Annotated in this window: 17 protein-coding genes and 1 pseudogene; 11 read left to right on the top strand and 7 right to left on the bottom strand. The window is 39.8% G+C overall.

Annotated elements, in window-relative coordinates; genetic code table 11:
• Positions 1–48: 48 nt before the first annotated feature.
• Positions 49–1068, top strand: coding sequence for a beta-N-acetylhexosaminidase (gene nagZ / locus SJ2017_RS12720; RefSeq protein WP_080916008.1), 1020 nt, complete (start codon positions 49–51; stop codon positions 1066–1068).
• 129 nt (positions 1069–1197) lie between these two features.
• On the opposite strand, the gene SJ2017_RS12715 is transcribed toward nagZ, so the two are convergent.
• The 3 genes from SJ2017_RS12715 to SJ2017_RS12705 all read right to left on the bottom strand — a co-directional run bounded on the left by SJ2017_RS12715 (position 1198) and on the right by SJ2017_RS12705 (position 6466).
• Positions 1198–2235, bottom strand: coding sequence for a peptidoglycan binding protein CsiV (locus tag SJ2017_RS12715; RefSeq protein ID WP_080916007.1), 1038 nt, complete (start codon positions 2233–2235; stop codon positions 1198–1200).
• Positions 2235–5717, bottom strand: a complete 3483-nt coding sequence (mfd, locus tag SJ2017_RS12710; RefSeq protein ID WP_080916006.1) for a transcription-repair coupling factor — start codon at positions 5715–5717, stop codon at positions 2235–2237. Before mfd ends, SJ2017_RS12715 begins: the two co-directional genes overlap by 1 nt.
• A gap of 170 nt (positions 5718–5887) precedes the next feature.
• On the bottom strand, positions 5888–6466 hold the full coding sequence (locus SJ2017_RS12705; RefSeq protein ID WP_080916005.1) for a PilZ domain-containing protein: 579 nt from the start codon (positions 6464–6466) through the stop codon (positions 5888–5890).
• 163 nt (positions 6467–6629) lie between these two features.
• On the opposite strand from SJ2017_RS12705, the gene SJ2017_RS12700 reads away from it, so the two are divergent.
• Genes SJ2017_RS12700 through lolE form a run of 3 tightly spaced genes read left to right on the top strand, consistent with a single transcriptional unit; the run spans position 6630 to position 9837 of the window.
• The gene (locus SJ2017_RS12700) at positions 6630–7862 is read left to right on the top strand and encodes a lipoprotein-releasing ABC transporter permease subunit (RefSeq protein ID WP_080916004.1); all 1233 of its coding nucleotides are present in this window, start codon (positions 6630–6632) and stop codon (positions 7860–7862) included.
• Complete coding sequence (gene lolD, locus SJ2017_RS12695) at positions 7862–8590, top strand: lipoprotein-releasing ABC transporter ATP-binding protein LolD (protein WP_080916003.1); 729 nt, start codon at positions 7862–7864, stop codon at positions 8588–8590. Before SJ2017_RS12700 ends, lolD begins: the two co-directional genes overlap by 1 nt.
• Positions 8590–9837 (top strand): lipoprotein-releasing ABC transporter permease subunit LolE, encoded by a 1248-nt coding sequence (gene lolE / locus SJ2017_RS12690; RefSeq protein WP_080916002.1) that lies wholly within the window; start codon positions 8590–8592, stop codon positions 9835–9837. Before lolD ends, lolE begins: the two co-directional genes overlap by 1 nt.
• A gap of 44 nt (positions 9838–9881) precedes the next feature.
• Here the strand turns inward: lolE and SJ2017_RS21720 are convergent, their stop codons facing one another.
• On the bottom strand, positions 9882–10109 hold the full coding sequence (locus tag SJ2017_RS21720) for a hypothetical protein (RefSeq protein WP_244899687.1): 228 nt from the start codon (positions 10107–10109) through the stop codon (positions 9882–9884).
• 347 nt (positions 10110–10456) lie between these two features.
• Between SJ2017_RS21720 and SJ2017_RS12680 the strand changes: the two genes are divergently transcribed.
• Complete coding sequence (locus tag SJ2017_RS12680; protein ID WP_080916001.1) at positions 10457–11029, top strand: DUF924 family protein; 573 nt, start codon at positions 10457–10459, stop codon at positions 11027–11029.
• A gap of 313 nt (positions 11030–11342) precedes the next feature.
• Here SJ2017_RS12680 and SJ2017_RS21920 read toward each other — a convergent pair whose 3' ends face one another.
• Positions 11343–11411 (bottom strand): hypothetical protein, encoded by a 69-nt coding sequence (locus SJ2017_RS21920; RefSeq protein WP_327272842.1) that lies wholly within the window; start codon positions 11409–11411, stop codon positions 11343–11345.
• A gap of 424 nt (positions 11412–11835) precedes the next feature.
• Here SJ2017_RS21920 and SJ2017_RS12675 point away from each other — a divergent pair, with 424 nt between their 5' ends.
• From SJ2017_RS12675 to SJ2017_RS12655, 5 genes are all read left to right on the top strand, one after another.
• The gene (locus SJ2017_RS12675; RefSeq protein ID WP_080916000.1) at positions 11836–12555 is read left to right on the top strand and encodes a hypothetical protein; all 720 of its coding nucleotides are present in this window, start codon (positions 11836–11838) and stop codon (positions 12553–12555) included.
• A 109-nt stretch (positions 12556–12664) separates the two neighbouring features.
• Positions 12665–13114, top strand: coding sequence for a hypothetical protein (locus tag SJ2017_RS12670; protein WP_080915999.1), 450 nt, complete (start codon positions 12665–12667; stop codon positions 13112–13114).
• Between the two features lie 97 nt (positions 13115–13211).
• A complete protein-coding gene (locus SJ2017_RS12665; RefSeq protein WP_080915998.1) occupies positions 13212–13787 on the top strand; it encodes a hypothetical protein in 576 nt (191 codons plus the stop codon).
• A gap of 105 nt (positions 13788–13892) precedes the next feature.
• A complete protein-coding gene (locus SJ2017_RS12660; protein ID WP_080915997.1) occupies positions 13893–14294 on the top strand; it encodes an SMI1/KNR4 family protein in 402 nt (133 codons plus the stop codon).
• A gap of 121 nt (positions 14295–14415) precedes the next feature.
• Positions 14416–14835, top strand: a complete 420-nt coding sequence (locus SJ2017_RS12655) for a hypothetical protein (RefSeq protein WP_080915996.1) — start codon at positions 14416–14418, stop codon at positions 14833–14835.
• A 28-nt stretch (positions 14836–14863) separates the two neighbouring features.
• Here SJ2017_RS12655 and SJ2017_RS12650 read toward each other — a convergent pair.
• Positions 14864–15828, bottom strand: a pseudogene (locus tag SJ2017_RS12650) (IS110 family RNA-guided transposase).
• Positions 15829–16178: 350 nt separating this feature from the next.
• Between SJ2017_RS12650 and SJ2017_RS12645 the strand changes: the two are divergent.
• Positions 16179–16964 (top strand): YqjF family protein, encoded by a 786-nt coding sequence (locus tag SJ2017_RS12645; protein ID WP_080915995.1) that lies wholly within the window; start codon positions 16179–16181, stop codon positions 16962–16964.
• Positions 16965–17458: 494 nt separating this feature from the next.
• Here the strand turns inward: SJ2017_RS12645 and SJ2017_RS12640 are convergent, their stop codons facing one another.
• Positions 17459–18502 carry an IS110 family RNA-guided transposase gene (locus tag SJ2017_RS12640; RefSeq protein ID WP_080915994.1) on the bottom strand — a complete coding sequence of 348 codons (1044 nt, stop codon included), beginning with the start codon at positions 18500–18502 and terminating at the stop codon, positions 17459–17461.
• Between the last annotated feature and the right edge of the window lie 26 nt (positions 18503–18528).

Here is an 18528-nt window from a genome sequence, read left to right as displayed (position 1 = left end):
AATATGAACAATTATGAGGTTGTACTGCCAATATAAACAGGAGCTCTCGTGAGTTATTTAATGATGGATTTAGCTGGCCATAGCGTTAGCGAAGAAGAGGCGAGCTTACTCTCGCATCCACAAGTTGGCGGAATTATTTTATTTACCCGCAATTTTTCTAATAAAACACAATTGATTGACTTAATTAAATCTGTTCGGCAAATACGTCCTGAATTATTGATTGCTGTAGATCATGAAGGTGGCCGAGTACAACGGTTTAGAGAGGGCTTTTCACTTATTCCTGCCATGGGGGATATATTACCCGCTGCCGCTGGAGACATAACACTTGCGCAAAGCTGGAGTAAAGAACTGGGCTTTTTGATGGCAGTTGAATTACTTGCTTGCGACATTGATTTAAGTTTTGCTCCAGTGCTAGATGTAAACGGCATTAGTGATGTGATTGGTAAACGCAGTTTTAGTGCCGAACCTAGTCAAGTGAGCGCGATGGCTGAATCGTTTATTGAAGGAATGAATGAAGCAGGGATGGCCGCAGTAGGAAAACATTTTCCTGGTCACGGCAGTGTTAAAGCGGATACCCATGTTGCTATGGCAGAAGACAATCGAAGCCAAGCACAAATATTTGAACATGATATGGTCCCTTTTAAGCAACTTATGGGTAAAAAATTACTCAATGGGGTGATGCCAGCGCATGTGGTTTATAGTCAGTTAGACCCCAACCCTGCTGGTTTTTCTTCTTTTTGGCTGCAAAAGGTATTAAGGCAAGAGCTTGAATTTGATGGGGTGATATTCTCTGACGACTTAGGTATGAAAGGAGCTTCTTTTGCGGGAGATTATCTCGGTAGGGCTAAAGCGGCTTTAACAGCGGGTTGTGACATGATTTTAGTGTGTAATGACCCCGAAGGCGTTAACACGCTTTTAGCTAATTTTGAATGGCCGCAAACACCACCAAGTGTTAATGCGACCAAGCTTAAAGCAAATAAGGAACAAGTCATGAGCGCCTTAGGTTGTGAGGAGCGTTGGCAAAAAGCCCAGCAACTTGCCAATCAAATAACACACTCACAAGCGTAAACTGGCCAATAAAAAACCGAATGACATAAACAGATTTGTTCATGTGCATTCGGTTTAGTGATACTAATGCTAACGGAATCGTTTGCTCAACATCTGACCAGACTATATTAGATTCAATCAGTTTTGCGCTTACTTTAATGATTCATGGCTTGCATTGCCTTCAGTCATCAATGTCGGAGTATCATCACTAAGTGGTTGAGCACTTTCCTCAAGCGATTCTTCCAAAACTAGATCTTCTGGCTTAGTGGTTGTCGGTTGTTCCATTTTTCTAATTTGCATCACAATCCCCATTTTAGGGTGGTCAAAGTAGTGGATTTCACCTGATCTTACTCGTCTGTTTTGCACCATAGGGATAGATTGCAAAAATGGACTTAATACTTTTTCATTTTCCGCTTGGGTGCTGTATTGATAGTAATCATTTTGCACCACTTCTTTTTGGATCGGTTTACGAAGCGCCAGTCGTGTTTCGATAAATAAATAATGACTTAAGTAAATATTGATATTACCATCAAGCTCCCACACTGGGGTCGTTTTGGGTTCATCAATAAAGCTGCCAAATGATGAACTGAAATCAAAAGTTGAAAACTCATCTTCTTGCTGTTCTGTGACTGGGTTACCAGCGTATTCGAACTGTTCTGAAAAATCTTTACCTGCGTAGATGCGAATCGGTTTGGCACGGTTGCGGGACTGCATATCTTGTTGCCATGTCATATGCAATAAACTACGCACGTCTCGTTCACGCTTTACAGCGCTGATTATCTCGGCAAATTGGCTCTGGGACTCAGCTAATAAAATTGGCCCTTCACCTAAATAGGCGACTTGAGGTTCATCGGCAGCAATAGAAAAAGGCACCTGACTTGGGAAGGTGGTTTTATTGGCACTGACCAATGGATCTTGGCAATCAACTTCACCACTCGTCCAGTCTGTTGATGTGCAGCCTGATAACCCTAATGCAACGCCAGTGATGTCGTTACTGATCATAGGGGTAATTAAGTCGACATTTTTGCGATTAGGCGCAACTGCGGCATTTTCTTGCCATTGTTCTAGGCTGTTAGATTGTCTTTCAAACACGAAAACTTCGACTTCAAACCACGACTTGGCTTGAACACTTACTGACGAACTTATCGCTGTGATAGCGGCAATTGATATAACAAGGTTACGCAGCACTAGTGGGTTTCTCCAATACGGTGTTGAGCTAATTGTTCTAGTAACGTCTTCACTAAGTCTAGACGTTGTTTGCTGGTTTCAGCAGGGATAGTGAACTTTAACTTATTTGAGCCTTCCATTCGATAAATTTGTGGCTGGCTTTGTAATAAACCAATGATGAACATAGGATCTATTTTATGGCCGTCATTAAACTCTATGCTACCACCTTTGGCATGCATCTCAATCTTACTGGCGCCTAACGCTGTTGCTTGGTGTTTGTATAAGGTTAGTTCCATTAAGTTGCGAGTAGGATCTGGCAGTAGACCAAATCTATCAATGAATTCAACTTTGAGTTCATCTAGCATTTTTTCAGTTTCGCAATTGGCAATACGTTTATACAAAGATAAACGCATATTAACGTCTGAGACATAGTCATCAGGGAGTAGGGCTGGAATACGTAATTCAATCTCACATTGTGAATTTAGCATGTAAGCAAGCGACGGCTCTTTGCCTTCTTTTAATGCTTTAACTGCTGATTCCAGCATTTCCATATATAGACTAAAACCAATTTTAGAAATATGGCCGCTTTGCTCGTCACCTAAGAGCTCGCCCGCACCACGAATCTCTAAATCTTGAGTGGCTAACATAAAGCCTGCGCCTAAATCTTCTAAGGCATCAATTGCGGCGAGTCGTTTACGAGCATCTGCGCTCATTAATTTTGGATGTGGCGTCATTAAATAGGCATAAGCTTGGTGATGCGAGCGACCCACACGTCCCCGTAATTGGTGCAATTGTGCAAGCCCAAATTTATCAGCACGATCGATAATGATTGTGTTGGCGCTAGGTACATCGATACCGGTCTCAATAATGGTTGTACATACTAATACGTTAAATCGTTGGTGGTAAAACTCTGACATGACTTTCTCAAGTTCACGTTCTCGCATTTGACCATGAGCGGTAACGACGCGAGATTCAGGTAATAATTCGCGAATGTCTTGGGCACATTTTTCAATGGTTTCGACATTATTGTGCAAGAAGTAAACTTGGCCACCACGCAGTATTTCCCGCAGTATAGCTTCACGTACCGTTGCAATATCGTACTCACGAACAAAGGTTTTTACAGCTAAGCGTTTTGCTGGTGGAGTTGCGATAATAGATAAATCTCGCATCCCCGACATTGCCATATTTAAGGTTCGTGGGATTGGGGTTGCTGTTAATGTCAGGATATCAACATTTGCCCGTAGTGCTTTAATTTTTTCTTTTTGGCGGACACCAAATCGATGCTCTTCATCAATGACAAGTAAGCCTAAATTGTCAAAGTTGGCTTCAGCTTGGAGTAATTTATGGGTACCAATAACAATATCGACTTTGCCTTCAGACAATTGTTTAAGCACCCCATTTTGCTCTTTTACAGAGCGAAAACGTGACATGACTTCAATGACGACAGGCCAGTCTGCAAACCGATCTTTAAAGTTTTCATAATGCTGCTGAGCAAGCAGGGTGGTTGGTACTAATACTACCACTTGTTTGCCAGCATTGACCGCGACAAAAGCTGCTCGCATAGCAACTTCAGTTTTACCAAAACCGACATCACCACAAACCAGTCTATCCATGGCTATTGGCGCTTGCATATCGTCAAGCACTGCTTCGATTGCGGTTTCTTGATCGACAGTTTCTTCAAAAGGAAAACCTTGAGAAAATTGGGCATATTCTTCAGCTTCAATTTTCATTGCATCGCCAGGTCTGGCCTGTCTTCGGGCGTAAACATCGAGTAATTCAGCGGCAACATCACGAATTTTCTCAATGGCTTTTTTCTTGGCTTTAGCCCACGTTTCGTTACCTAGTTTATTTAAGGTTGGGCTTTCATCGGCGCCCACGCTGTAACGACTAATAAGGTGCAGTGAAGATACTGGAACATATAATTTATCGCCGCCAGTATATTCAAGCTGTAAGTACTCAGCGACTAAACCACCAGTATCAAGTGTGACTAAGCCTTGATATAGCGCAACACCGTGTTCAAGGTGAACGATAGGTTCACCGACTTTTAATTCAGCTAAATTTTTGACTAATACATCAGAGCTGACTTGCTTTTGTTTTTCTCTACGTCGTTGCTGAGAAATCCGTTGTCCGAATAATTCAGTTTCACAAATAACGCTGATATCACCTTTAGGCGTATCGTGAATAACACAGCCTCGTGATAGCGGCGAGACAATTAACCCAATAGGATCTTTTGCCTTGATGTAGTCATCTAAATGATTGAACAACTTAGGCTTAATATCGATTTTGCCTAGCAACTCAATTAATGCTTCACGTCGACCTTCTGATTCAGCACAGAACACCAATTGTTGATGTGTTTGATTATATTCTTGCAGACTGATTAATGGCTGCTTGAGTTTGTGATTGGCATTGATATCAGGCAGCGCAGACACACTAGCGTGTTGCGCTTTGTCATTTTCATCACTAGGTAGAGCAAATTGCGAGCGCTGATAGCGTTTGAATTGTGCAAATAACTCATCGATGAGCAGATACAGTTCTTGTGGCGCGAGTAAGGGGCGTAAAGGATCAACTCTACGGTCTTCATAGCGGCTGTTGATTTCACTTAAATGGTGCTGACTTGCTTGTTCAATATCACCCAGTGTAATGAGCTGAGTGTTCTCAGGAATATAATCAAACAGATTGGCTGTTTCATCAAAAAACAGTGGTAGGTAATTCTCAATACCCGCAGGCATAAGGTTTCTACTCACGAGCTGGTAAACCGACTCTGCTTCTTTTGAGATGACCTCAAATCGACGACGGTAACGCTGCCTAAAGCCTTCGATTCCGGCACTGTCAGTAGGAAACTCTTTTGCTGGCAGCATTCTTACTGCGTCTATTTCTTGCTGAGAACGCTGGGTTTCAGCATCAAAGTATCGAATTGACTCGACTTCATCGTCAAATAACTCAATTCTTAATGGTTGATCTGACCCCGTCGGAAAAATGTCTAGAATAGAACCACGAATCGCAAATTCGCCGTGCTCGTATACTTGGTCAACAATGTAATAACCGGTATCTGTTAAATGTTGTCTTACTTGTTGGAGACTATAAGTGTCGCCTTTTTTCAGCAACATGACATTTGCAGTTAAAAATGATTTAGGCGGCAGTTTAACCATGAGCGTGTTAACTGGCACAATAATAACATTGTGTTGTGTTTGGCTCATTTGCGCTAAGGTTTCTAACCGTTGAGAAATCAAATCTTGGTGCGGTGAAAAACTGTCGTAAGGCAAGGTTTCTCTGTCAGGAAACAAGCAGACATTGACGTCGTAATGAGACAATAAGTAACCGAGTTCAACTTCAAGTTGTAGCGCTGCTGGCGTATCACTTGTGACAATCAGAGTTGTGCCAGAATGTTGCTGAATTAAACTCGACAGGGTAATGGCTTGAGATACGCCCCCTAGTGTTGCTAATGTCTGAAATTGTTGGCCTTTTTTTACACTAGGCGGTGTTAAAACGCTAAAATTCTTCATTGAATTATTAAGTTTACTTCTGTCAATGTGTGATGTTCCAGCCGATACTAATAAGGGACTCAATAGTAAAAGTATTGGTAACGGATATGAATAAAAGCAAGCATCCTCATTGCCTTTATTATTGGCTTACTATTATAAGCTAGCCAATAACAAGTTGCAGGCAAATATTATTAGTCAGAGACTTGTTGGCGACTTTGTTTTCGCATTTTCAACATTTTTTGCTGCACATTTAAACTGGCTTTGACGAGTTGCTCTACATCAGAGTCGAGTATCTGGCTAAATTCGAATGTTACAAGGTAGCCGTTTTCGGTGCTTTGGCACTGACTGACTTGGCATAAACATAATATCGCAACGAGTTCACTGCTGATGTAAATCGAAGATTTAAAGTAATCGCCAATGGTAAGGGGAGCAGGGCTGACGATGCTTATACCGCTGCCACCAAATTGGGTACCTTGATAACGCTCACCCGATTGCACTTCTTTTTCTAACACATGCTGTAACACTAAATCGACTTTACGTGACTGTAATTTTAAAAAGTCGACCACAGCTTTTGCTTCATTATCTAATTGACGTAGCTGCAATAAGCAATTGGCTTCAAGTTCTTTGACTTCTGACAACAGCTTAAGCCCGACAGACTGCATTGAGCGAAGATCCTCTTCTGTTGGGATAGCGTTAGATTCAGGCCAAGTTTCCAAATAAACATTGAATTGATGAGGCACAGTAAAATATGCGTTAGATTCAGTGAACAAGGTTTGCCTCTTTATTTATCAAACTAATACCCCTATTATCATGCCCATCTTTATCATTTAGCAAGTTTTAGCCTGCTTACGTAAATAAACGGCTGTTTTTCATGCATAATAGACTCACTAAGCCGTTATATTTACTTTCTACACTCGGGGTGCCGTTTCCTTTATGAACTTTCGGTTTTCATTATTCATTGGCTATCGCTACTGGCGAACCAGAAAAGCGAATGCGTTCGCATCCTTCATTACCTTTTTTGCCGTATCAGGTATCTTTTTAGGTGTTGCTGCACTGATTATTGTTAGCTCTGTGATGAATGGGCTAGAAGGTCAACTTAAACAGCGTATTTTAGGTGCAGTTCCGCAATTAACTTTAGTTTCTGAAGCTGGGTTTAATGATTGGCAAGGTGATACCAGTATTATTGTTCAGCAAAATGGTATCCATGGCATTGCCCCATCAGTAACCACCCAGGCGATGGTGCAATCCAATCAAAATATCAGCGCAGTTCAAGTGTATGGGGTTTTTCCAGAATATGAACAGGACTTATCTGCAATTATCGCAAATACCTATTCAAGTGCGTTTGAGCAGCTACAAGCGGGTAGTTATAACATTGTTTTAGGCAGTGAATTAGCTCGTAAACTGTCTATTAATATTGGTGATAAAGTCAGATTATTAAGCGGTGATGGAGTGGTTTACTCTCCGTTAGGACCAGTACCTAGTCAGCGTAAATTTACCGTGGCTGGTGTATTTGAAATGGGATCACAAGTTGATGCCGCACTTGCGTATGTTCATTATCAAGATGCAAGGCGATTAATGCGAATTAACCCTAAAGAGATTAACGAGCTAAGAGTGTATTTAGCTGATCCGTTTTCTGCACCGCAAGTGGGGGAGAAAATCACTGCAGATCTCGCTCAACAAGGCATACCCATCACCACTCGTGATTGGCGTGAAGGGTTCGGACACTTGTTTGCAGCCGTTAAAATGGAAAAGAACATGATGTCGCTGATGTTATCGCTAATTGTTGCCGTTGCAGCATTTAACATTGTGTCAGCGCTAGTGATGATGGTGATAGACAAAACTACCGATGTCGCAGTGTTAAAAACACAAGGTTTAACCACTCAAGCGGTGATGAACATTTTTATCGTTCAAGGCTCACTGAATGCCATTATTGGCCTCGCACTTGGTGCAATTGTGGGTGTAATGATTACGTTGAATTTGAATATTATTTTAAATGTGCTGGGCATATCAGTTTTAGGCGCAGGGCAAATGCTACCTGTTGAGGTATCACTAAGCCAAATTAGTATAATTGTGGTGGGCACGCTAGCAATGACATTAATTGCCACAATTTATCCAGCATTAACCGCTGCGCGGGTTCAGCCTGCCACTGCTTTGAGATATGAATAATGAATGAAAAAACCTCAGTGATCCTGCAAGTAAGCCAAGTTTGTAAACAGTTTCATGACGGTGAAACGACAACAAAAGTGCTGTCAAATGTCGATTTGAGTGTTTATAAAGGTGAGCAACTGGCCATTGTGGGGAGTTCTGGCTCTGGTAAAAGTACCTTGCTGCATATTATGGGCACTTTAGATATTCCAACATCGGGTGAAGTGACACTGGATGGTGAGAATTTGTATACCTTATCGGCTTCAAGACAAGCTGAAATTCGCAATCAGGATTTAGGCTTTATTTATCAGTTTCATCATTTATTGCCTGAATTTTCAGCGATTGAAAATGTGGCGATGCCAGCCTTCATTCAAGGTCGTGATAAAAAACAAACGTTACAAGAAGCGCAGGCATTACTTGAAAGAGTAGGGCTAGGTCATCGACTTCAACATATACCCGCACAACTATCTGGTGGCGAGCGCCAGCGTGTAGCCATTGCTAGAGCGTTAATCAACAAACCTAAGCTTGTTTTGGCTGATGAGCCTACAGGCAACCTTGATGCAAGCAGTGGCGATAGTGTATACGAGCTTATTCGTGAACTTGCCCATCAACTTGGCACAGCGTTTGTTGTCGTAACCCATGATTATAAATTAGCGGCGAAAATGGATCGTCAGCTAACAATGAAAGATGGAGTTCTACAAGACATGGCTGATATTTCGGTTCAACCAACAGCAGCGGACAAGCATTAATGAAGTCTTTATTACCGCTAACGATAGGTTGGCGATTTTATCGAGCTAGACAATCGAATGGTTTTATTGGATTTATTTCTTTTGCTTCTACAGCAGGGATTGCCCTTGGTGTGGCTGTATTAATTCTGGTTCTTTCTGCAATGAATGGCTTTGAAAGAGAATTAGAACAACGTTTGTTAGGTGTGGTCTCCCATGGTGAGTTGTTAAGCGTTAATGAGCCGCTACATGATTGGCAAGCGATTGCTGAAACAGCCACACACATGCCAGATATTGTTGCTACAGCGCCATTTATCAGAATGCAGGGATTAGTGCAAAAACCGGGTGGTTTCCAAGGAATTGTGCTTAACGGTATTGAGCCTAAATATGAGCAGTCAGTTTCAACTCTTGCTGAATTTATGCCAGAAGAAACATGGAATACCTTATCAGTAGCTGAAAATAATATCGTTTTAGGTCGTTCGTTACTCGATAAATTGGGTTTAGATATTGGCGATACCTTATCCATGTATACACCTGATATGAGCCAATCAAATACATTGTCGGCAGCAAAGAGTCATCGCTTTATTGTTGCGGGAGTTTATGATGTTGGTGGCGAAATAGAGTCAACACAGGCTTATGTTTCAATGGCATATTTAGCTAACATTCTTAAACTGCCAGCCAATTCAGCAACAGGGCTTAGGATCACGGTTAATAATGTATTTAGTGCGCCACGCATTACTCGAGATTTAGGCTATGCCCAAAGTCAGTACTTACATTTAAATAATTGGACTCGCTCACAAGGGCATTTGTATCAAGATATTCAACTTGTGAGAATGGTAATGTATTTGGTGCTGGCTCTGGTGATTGCTGTGGCTTGTTTTAATATTGTGTCTACACTTGTGATGGCTGTCAGGGACAAAAGCTCTGAAATTGCTATTTTGATGACCATGGGCCTAAAACGACCAGCAATTATGTCAATATTCATTATGCAAGGTGGGTTGAATGGCTTTTTAGGCTGCACTATCGGCGCAGTAATTGGGGTGTTGTTAGCAACGAACCTGAGTGCTATCGCAAGTGCAATAGAGCAAACTTTAGGAATACAGTTACTCGCTTCTGATATTTATTTTATTGATTTTTTACCTTCTCAACTACAACAGCAAGATGTCATAGTTGTTGTGGCAATGGGGTTAGTCATGAGTTTATTAGCGACAATTTACCCCGCTTATAAAGCAACAAAAATAGCACCTGCTACAGCTTTAGCTGGCCGATAAAGGCAAAAATAAACGCGCTGAGGCGCGTTTATTTTGTAGCCTCGCTATTCAAATCGACTTTTAACAGCATCCCAAATACCTAAAGAGGTGTCAGGAAATAGGTCTATACCTAACCAAGACTTCAATAGATATAAAAGTAATAAGCCGAATAAGGTACTCATCAAAATAAACCCTCCGATGGTGGCAAACATCATTAACATCGACATATTCTTTTCTCGACGGGTGTAAGCACGCTTGTTTTTACCCAGTAAAAAACGTAATAAAATCGCCATTTGATAAAGGGAAATTTAAATGTTCCTCGACTATCTAAAAAATGGCCTCCCCAAGTATTTGGGCCTAAGGCCATTTTTATTGCATTGAGCTGTTCATCAGTAAAGGTTTCTGCAATATTTGAAGGACTGCGCTTGAGCACTTTTTCGATAAGAGGATCTTGTCTGATAGACTTGCTGGAAGACGTGTCGGGAGTATTAGCCATATTAGGTCCATAATTCCTACTATCAAATGACTTAGTAAAAGATGACTAAGTGTCTAAATTAAACCTAGCATATATTTGTTGAGTTACTGAAATTATTCATGAAAATGAAGATAAATGACGAATAAAACAATAAAGGATTAGTTGATGAGTAATTGCATAATAAGTCATGAATTGAATGGCGATGCTGCCAACATTATTCAGTTTTGGTTTACTGATATTGACTCGGGTTTATGGTTTACAAAAGACAAGGGATTTGATGCGACGATTAAGCAACAATTTAATCATTTTCACCGTCAAGCTATAGTCGGAGAGTTATTCCATTGGCGTAATACTGCGTTAGGTCGTTTAGCAGAAATCATCGTATTAGATCAATTCTCAAGAAACCTTTATCGAGATTCGTCCAAAGCCTTTGCTTCTGACTCACTGGCTTTAGTATTGGCGCAAGAAGCTATTCATTGTGGTGACGATAAACGGCTCAAGCCGACAGAGCGAAGTTTTTTGTATATGCCTTTCATGCACAGCGAATCACTATCGATTCACCAGCAAGCATTAACGTTATTTAAACAAGATGGCTTGGAGTCTAATTATCAATTTGAGCTAAAACACCTAGCGATTATCGAAAGGTTTGGACGATACCCTCATAGAAACATGCTGTTAGGCCGTGAATCTACAGAAGAAGAACTGAGGTTTTTACAGCAACCGGGTAGCGGTTTTTAAAGCGGACTTCCATGTGGAGACAAATTGGGTAAAGGAAACTTTGATCATTAATCAAGGATTAATACCTTTGCTTTACACGTGTATATGTTTATGTATAATTGGCGGCGGTTGTACAGGTGTATAGTTAGTGTCGCAACTATTATTCCCCGATAATATTAAATGAGCGAGTTATTAAATAGACATGGTTTCTCGCGAGTGTAGCCACGACATTAACCTAATAGTGCAGAAGGAATTGCAACCCACTCAAACCTCGCGTTTTCGAGAATTGCTTCTTCTTGATGTGGTAAGTTATTGAATGAATTGCCACCCATTGTTAATGGTTCTTATCATTAAATATAATAAATGCCTTAATCCAAAATAAATAAACCTTCTCAGTTTTTATACTGTAGCGTCGAGTACGTAATTCTTTTTAATAGATTCAATGAACGGTGATGAACGCATAAATATCCTACTGGCATATGGCTGTATATACATATAGTTATATGCCGATGTTACATAAATGCAAACTTTGCTTCTCGTTATGTAAATAGCCAAATTCTCATTTTATATTTTAAAGGTTTTTAAGATACTGAAAATAATTAACTTTTACAGTAAGACTATTTACATAACGACCCCAAATAATTCTCGGTTAACTCAATTCTCGTTTTTATCCTTAGTTAAGCTGATTGATTTAGATAATGGTGGCTGTTAAGTTATTAAAATTATTAATAAATAGAGCTGCTAGTGATCAAGTTTTGGTAAAGTACCTAAGGGTGTTTATCGGAATTCTCGCTAATACGCTGTTAACTGGTTTTGTAAGGTAGAAAATGACAAAGTGTTGGATTTGTAATGCTCAAGCGAATAGTGGTGAGCATCGTATTAAGAAAAGTGATTTAAAGCTTTCAATGAGTGGTAAACCTTCCCAAACCTCTCCAATTTATCACCGTTCGAATGGTGAAAATAAGAGACCTATTGGTAGTCTTAAAGCAGAAGCCCTGAAATTTAATAAAAGCATTTGTGCAAACTGTAATGGATCTTTGTCGCAACCTTATGACTATAGTTGGGATATCCTTTCAACTTATCTTAGTACAGCCTCTTTTAATACTGGTGAAGAGCTAGAATTAAACAAGGTCTTTGGTAATGATAGCGATGCTAATTTGATTAATGTTCACCTATTTTTTGCGAAGATATTTGGTTGTGCAGTGTCCGAATCTGGTTTCAGCTTGGATTTAGAAATATTAGCTGAATGCATCAAAACAAATATGTATTGCCCACACCTTTACCTTAAAATACGTAATAGTGAGAACGGAAAAACAGATAGCTACTGTGCGCTTTCTGATATTCAAGTATCTAGGGATGAAAGCGGTAAATTACAGTACGCCCATATTTATTACACTGTTGGTAAATACACTGTTGATATTGTCTATTCTGATAACATCGTAGATCTCGATTTAGTAGAGTTCTTTCAACCAAATAATACATCACAAAAAATTATCATCGGTGGCGCTGAATACACGCAGGGTTATCAGCCTGAATACACCAGTTAACAAGCGCTTTAAACGGAACTAAAACAGTTGGCTTAGTTCCGCTTCGCTCCACATTATAGCCAACAATTTTAGTCCGCTTAAGCGGGCGTTAGGCTACCACGGAAATATCATGGATAGGCGTTATAAAAAAAGAATTGATCGCTATTGGTCAAAAATGGAAAAGCAATGTGCGGATGCCTTATCAAGAATTGACCCAAATGATTGGTTTGATCTTTGGCATACTCATCCGGATTGGGATGGCAAAGGAAACGCTAGGCCTGAAAATAGAAAACGAGCCATTGAGTTAACTTTTCAATTTTTAGTTAAAGCTGAAGCCTTAATTAATCATAGAAATACCGAAGTCCAGTGCTTTGCCATAGTCAAAGAGGACACAATGGACAACTCTATTTATATTCATAGTGAAAACCCAAATTCTTCAGAGTTTCCATTTAAATATGATGGTGTAACTTGGAATATAGAGAACAAAGAATTAGAGAGTATTATTAACTTAAATACTCATCAGATTGGTGTTTTCCATAGCGATGATGAACAAACATACTTTATTCGAAAGGTAGCCTAACAAGTCATTAAAGCAGGAGTTGGTTTTTGCTCCTTCGTCGCTTATTTTAACCAACAATTTTTTGCCTCTTAATGAGGCGTTATGTGAAAAGGGAATCATGAGCAAGCCTGATAGCGTTGGTGAACTAATCACTTACATTGCAGATAATATTCAAATGGAATCTTGGAAAGGTTACTTTTTAAATTTATCTGATGTTTACGAGTCTGAATATGATGATAAAACCATGGAGGAAAAATATAAATTTATGAAAGGATTAGAATCGTTAAATGGTGGTATGGGTTCATTAAATGATGCACAACACCCCCTTCATGTTAATGATGCAATTCATAAATTTTATAAACAAATCAACATGGAACTTATTTCAATATGGGCAGCTCTTGGTAATGAGACAAATGATTTAAGCTCTATCAAACCATACAAAGTGGGTTCTCTCGTTAAGTTCGTTCCTGGCAAGATTCGCTATATAAATAGAGATGGCTCTACCAAGATCGTTCCAGATAAAAAATGGGTTCAAAATCAACAGTGGAAAATTGAGTATATTGCTAACCCTGATATATCTAACATGCTTCAGTATTCTCTAGTTCAAGGTTCAAAACATGCATTGGTTAGGCATGATGCATTAAAACCTGTAAAATTTAATTTGTTTGCTAAGCTAGTGAAGTTTTTCACATAACAAGCCATTCCAAAGGACAAAAAACAGTTGGTTTTTGCTCCTGCGTCGCTAATTTTAACCAACTATTTTTTGCCTCTGAATGGGGCGTTGTATGGCTAAATAAGTATGGAAGATGTAATCAAATTTTTGCGAGAAAATAATGAGGAAGTGCCAATTCCAATGCGGTTGCCTTCTGAAAGTGAACTTTTAACTTTAGAAAAAGAACTTAATATACATTTTCCCTCCGATTTTAAAGAATACTTGCTAAAAGTTAGCGATGTGGTCTTTGGAACTATTGAACCTGTAACTATTGCCGAACCCTCATGTTACACATATTTTAAAACGGTTTTGGATGATGCGAGAACATGCGGAGTAAATAATAATCTAATACCTATTTGTTACGATAATGGTGACTTTTATTGTATGGAATCTGATGGTCGAATAGTTTTTTGGTCTCATAATGGCGTAGTAGATGAATCTTGGGATAGCATTTGGGATTGGGTAAAAGACGTATGGCTTGAAAGTTAGCGCCATATAACAAGCCATTGCAGTGCGGGACTTTTTACAGTTGGCTTTTCTCACTGCGTTCGTTATTTTAGCCAACAATAAAAAGCCCCTGAATGGGGCGTTATAAAGCCCAAGGTAAGGGATGAACCTCGAAGCACATTACGAAGAATATACTCAAATTAAATCGCTCAAAGATAAAAACCAGAGCCATCAATTAGTGCGAAAATTAATAGGAAAAATTTCTTCAAATTTTCCAAAAGATAATTCCTATTCACTAGCATGGTTTACTGCAGCCTTAATTGATTCTGAGAAAAAGTGGTTTGTTGTAAAACTTTTGGAAAAAGTAAACCCTGTCCCAAAGTCTCTTTTTGACGATTTAGTCCTCGCAGCATTAATGGAGCATGACCCAAGCTTTAATAGGTGGTTCATTGAGCCCTGTATTAAATCCTTTGGTAAAGAGCAAGTTACCGCAAAAATTATGCAATTTGCTTCACACCCTCAAGTTGTTGAAAATCAGGGGGTAAACAAAGTAATGTATTGGGTTCCGAGAACGGCTTTATAACAAGAGACTATGGCGTCAATAGCTAATTTCAAGCTTTTGGCGCTTCCCACATCACACCATCTCTTAGCATTGAATTAAGCGTCACGACCATCTTTCTAATACAGGCAATAATAGCTACTTTCTTTGGTTTTCCGGCTTCGACTAAACGTTGGTAAGTTTCTTTAAAAACAGGGTTTGATTGTATGGCTGACATCATTGCCATATACAAAACAGTCCTGACCTGATGCCGTCCACCTTGAATTTTTCGTTGGCCTTTGAAGCGACCACTTTCTTTATTCATTGGTGCAACACCAACTAATGAACTCGCTTCTTTATTATTAATATATCCAAGTTCAGGCAGGTTACTGATGATTGAAGCAGCGGCGATTTTACCTATTCCTTTCATGCTTTGTAGAATGATATTTTTGGCTTGGCTGATTTATTACGAGAGGCTGGGTTGGACTCGATGAGTTTAACTATTTTTGCTTCTATTTTTTCTATCTGATTTTTAAATACAGTTAAGATAGGTTTGATGGTCATCGCAACCTCTTTCGGCAGAATTTGCAGCCTGTTCTTCTCCATCGTTTGCATTGCCATAATTTGATTGCGTCTTGAGACTAAATCGCTCATAGCCTGCATGATGTCAGGCTTTAAAGTAGATAGCTTAGGCTTAATCGCATCTCCATAATGAGCGATGAGCTGCGCATCTAGCCTGTCTGTTTTAGCTTTTTGACCAATGGCACCAGCAAATCGTTTTATGTGTATTGGGTTCGCAATAACGAAGGGCAGATTTGCTTCAGCGCAGGCCATGATAAATGGCATTTCTAAGCGACCTGTTGCTTCAATAACAATACGTTCAGGATGGTGTTTCTTGATGAGGTTAACAGCTTCTTTAATGCCTTTCTCATTGTTTTTGACGTTGAAAAAGATATCGAGTGGTCGGATATAAATATCGAGCTGAAACTTACCCGTATCGACACCGATGTTAATGTTTTGATTAGTTTTTGAATTCATAATAAGCTAACTCTTGCTTGCAAATGCGGGTTCGAGACCCAGTAGACTATTCGAGTGTTTTGCTTGGAGTCCTTTGTCGCGTTCTTTCTTGTTATCGGTCTCTCAATAGAGGAGCCAGCAATCAATCGAACTACGACAAGGAAAGCTTTAGTTGCAGCTAAAGCCTGGGTCTCACATTACCCGAAACAGGGAAGTATTTGTAAATTAGGTGGGTTTATTATCCATACAAGGGCATTAAGGCAGACGGCCTCAACATCGGCCTCATTTAATGCAAAAAGAAACGACGCATAAATGCGTCCCAAATTGTTCCGCTGCTTATGCGGGCGTTATATTTCAAGGATGATTAGGCATTGGATTCACTAAAGTTAAATGATCATCTCCATTCAAGACCTCCGCCAAAAGGGATTGATGTTCTATGTAAACTACAGCATTTTTCCATAATTACTTACGCTGTAGATCCTTCAAGATTTGATGGACTTTTCCCTGAACGTTTTAAATTGGATACCGTTGAAATCAACGGAGTAGAAAAAGCTCTGATTTCAGTAGTCCCATTTATCGATGTCGATTTTACTTCCGCTGTTTATCTATTCCCTAAATTCACTATGGGTCAAACCAATTATCGAATCTATATAATCGATAAAGAAACCAACGAACGCTGTGTCTGGTTTCTAGGAACTACATTGGATTCATGGACGCTTGCAGTACCAAGATTTTTGTGGAATTTACCTTGGTATTCAGGCGAAGTTAAATTTGATTGTGACTTTGACGAATCACAAAAAATATATCGTAAATATAAAATGACTACAGATGCTACTTGGGCTCCAGCTAGTGTCGAGCTGTCTCAAACAAAAGGTGCTTCAATTGAGCTCGCAGGGTTTCCTGATACTGAAACTGGCCTAGTGTATTTAACTCACCCATTAGCTGGTTATTATCATCGACGTGATGGTAAATTGGGTACGTATAGGGTTTGGCATAAGCAACTCGAAGTGTCTTCTGCAAAACTTGAGTTTGCCAGCTTTGGGTTATTGTCGCGTTTAGGTTTGGTCACTCAAGAAGAGCAACAAACAGCTCATAGTGTTCTGGTTGAACCAATAAATGAATTTACTATTTATTTGCCGCCAAAAGTGGTGAAATAGAAATATAACACATATGAGCCTTCCGCCAGTCAATAGGCGAGCCTAACTTATTTGACTGCTTTTGCAGTCAAATTAAAATCAATCAACAAATTCATCTACTTCGTCTGTCATTTAGCTGTCAAATCATCGTTTACAGCAAACACATATAGAGGCTCTCTTAGTGCGATCTTATCGCTGCCTGACGCTTTTCAATCCTTTGAAATATCAGGGGCACTAGACATTTATCGGTTAACCCTAAGATGGCACTATTCAAGTCAGAGGTGCTTTGTGCACAGTTAGTTTCAGGCTCATTTAAGGTGTAAACGACTTTGGTGATTGTACTCATTAATGCGCGCCAATAAGGTGTCTAATCAAGTCGATGTAGCTTAAATCGCATTTGGCATAGTGATGATGGTGAGAAGTCATTGCTTCATTAGTCACATCATTCACAGTCATGCTCGCTTCTCTTTTTCAAGAGTATCTAGTTAGGTGTTCAGCTCACCTTATTGCGCGACTTATCCTTTTAAGAATCGTTGTTCATCAAACACCGTTTTGTTCTTCAACATGAAATAAACACAGCGGCCAAGCTTATGAGCCAGTGCTGATAATGCCTTAGCCTTACTCATTCTCTTTTGTAATCGATTAAGATAATGACGGGCTTTATCATTGCCTCGCAGGTAGAGCACAGCAGCTTCAGAGAATGCCCACTTTAAATGAGCATTACCGATTTTATTGCCATTAGTGCCATAGGTTTTGCCCGCAGACTCAGCTTTGCATTTGACTAAACGAGAGTATGAGGCAAATTTTTGTACCGATTCAAATCGGGCTACATCACCGATTTCATACAAAATTGTTAGCGATAAAATCTTACCAATACCTGGTACGGTTTTAAGCAATTCTAGATACACTGGGTTATGGTTTTTAGCCTGCTTTTCAATGAACCATTCAACTTGAGCTAGTTCCTTGGCATAGCAATCAAGGAGAGCCATGTCTAAATCGATATTACGCTGCACGATAGGGTTTTGATATTGCTCGCGTAGCTTTTGTCTAGCAGAGATATTTTTAAGGTTTAGGTCAGTGGCTGGCAAGTTGTATTGGCTGTTGGTGTTAACCACATGACCTTTGAGCATGGCGCCGTGACGGACAATCTTCATTCGTCGACGCAACAGATCTCGGGCAGCACGCATTTCACGTGGATAATCGTGGGCAATTGGAAAGTTGCCACCACGTAGTAGTGTGGCAATTTTAAAAGAATCGATTTTATCGTTCTTGGTTTTACCACCGTGAATGGCCTTCATATAAAGGGCATGGCCTAGAACAAAGTCGATGCCGAGTTCAGCACACCAATCAGATACCCAGTACCAACAATGCATGCACTCAACCCCGACAATGACATTGCCGATATAGGGTTCGAGTATGAGTAGTAAGTCATCTTTGTTAGCCCCAATCTTTTTGTGAGCGACAACTTCCCCTTTAGAATCAATGATGCAGACATAAAGTAAACGTGCATGTAAATCAATACCACAGTAGTATGGATGTGAGTTATTATAAAATCTCATTGAGCTTTCTCCTGTTGGTTTGGTCA

It is taken from the genome of Shewanella japonica, assembly GCF_002075795.1.
Classification (GTDB): domain Bacteria; phylum Pseudomonadota; class Gammaproteobacteria; order Enterobacterales; family Shewanellaceae; genus Shewanella; species Shewanella japonica.
The sequence above is the reverse complement of the archived record's forward strand: the minus strand, read 5'-3'. Positions and strand labels throughout refer to the sequence as shown.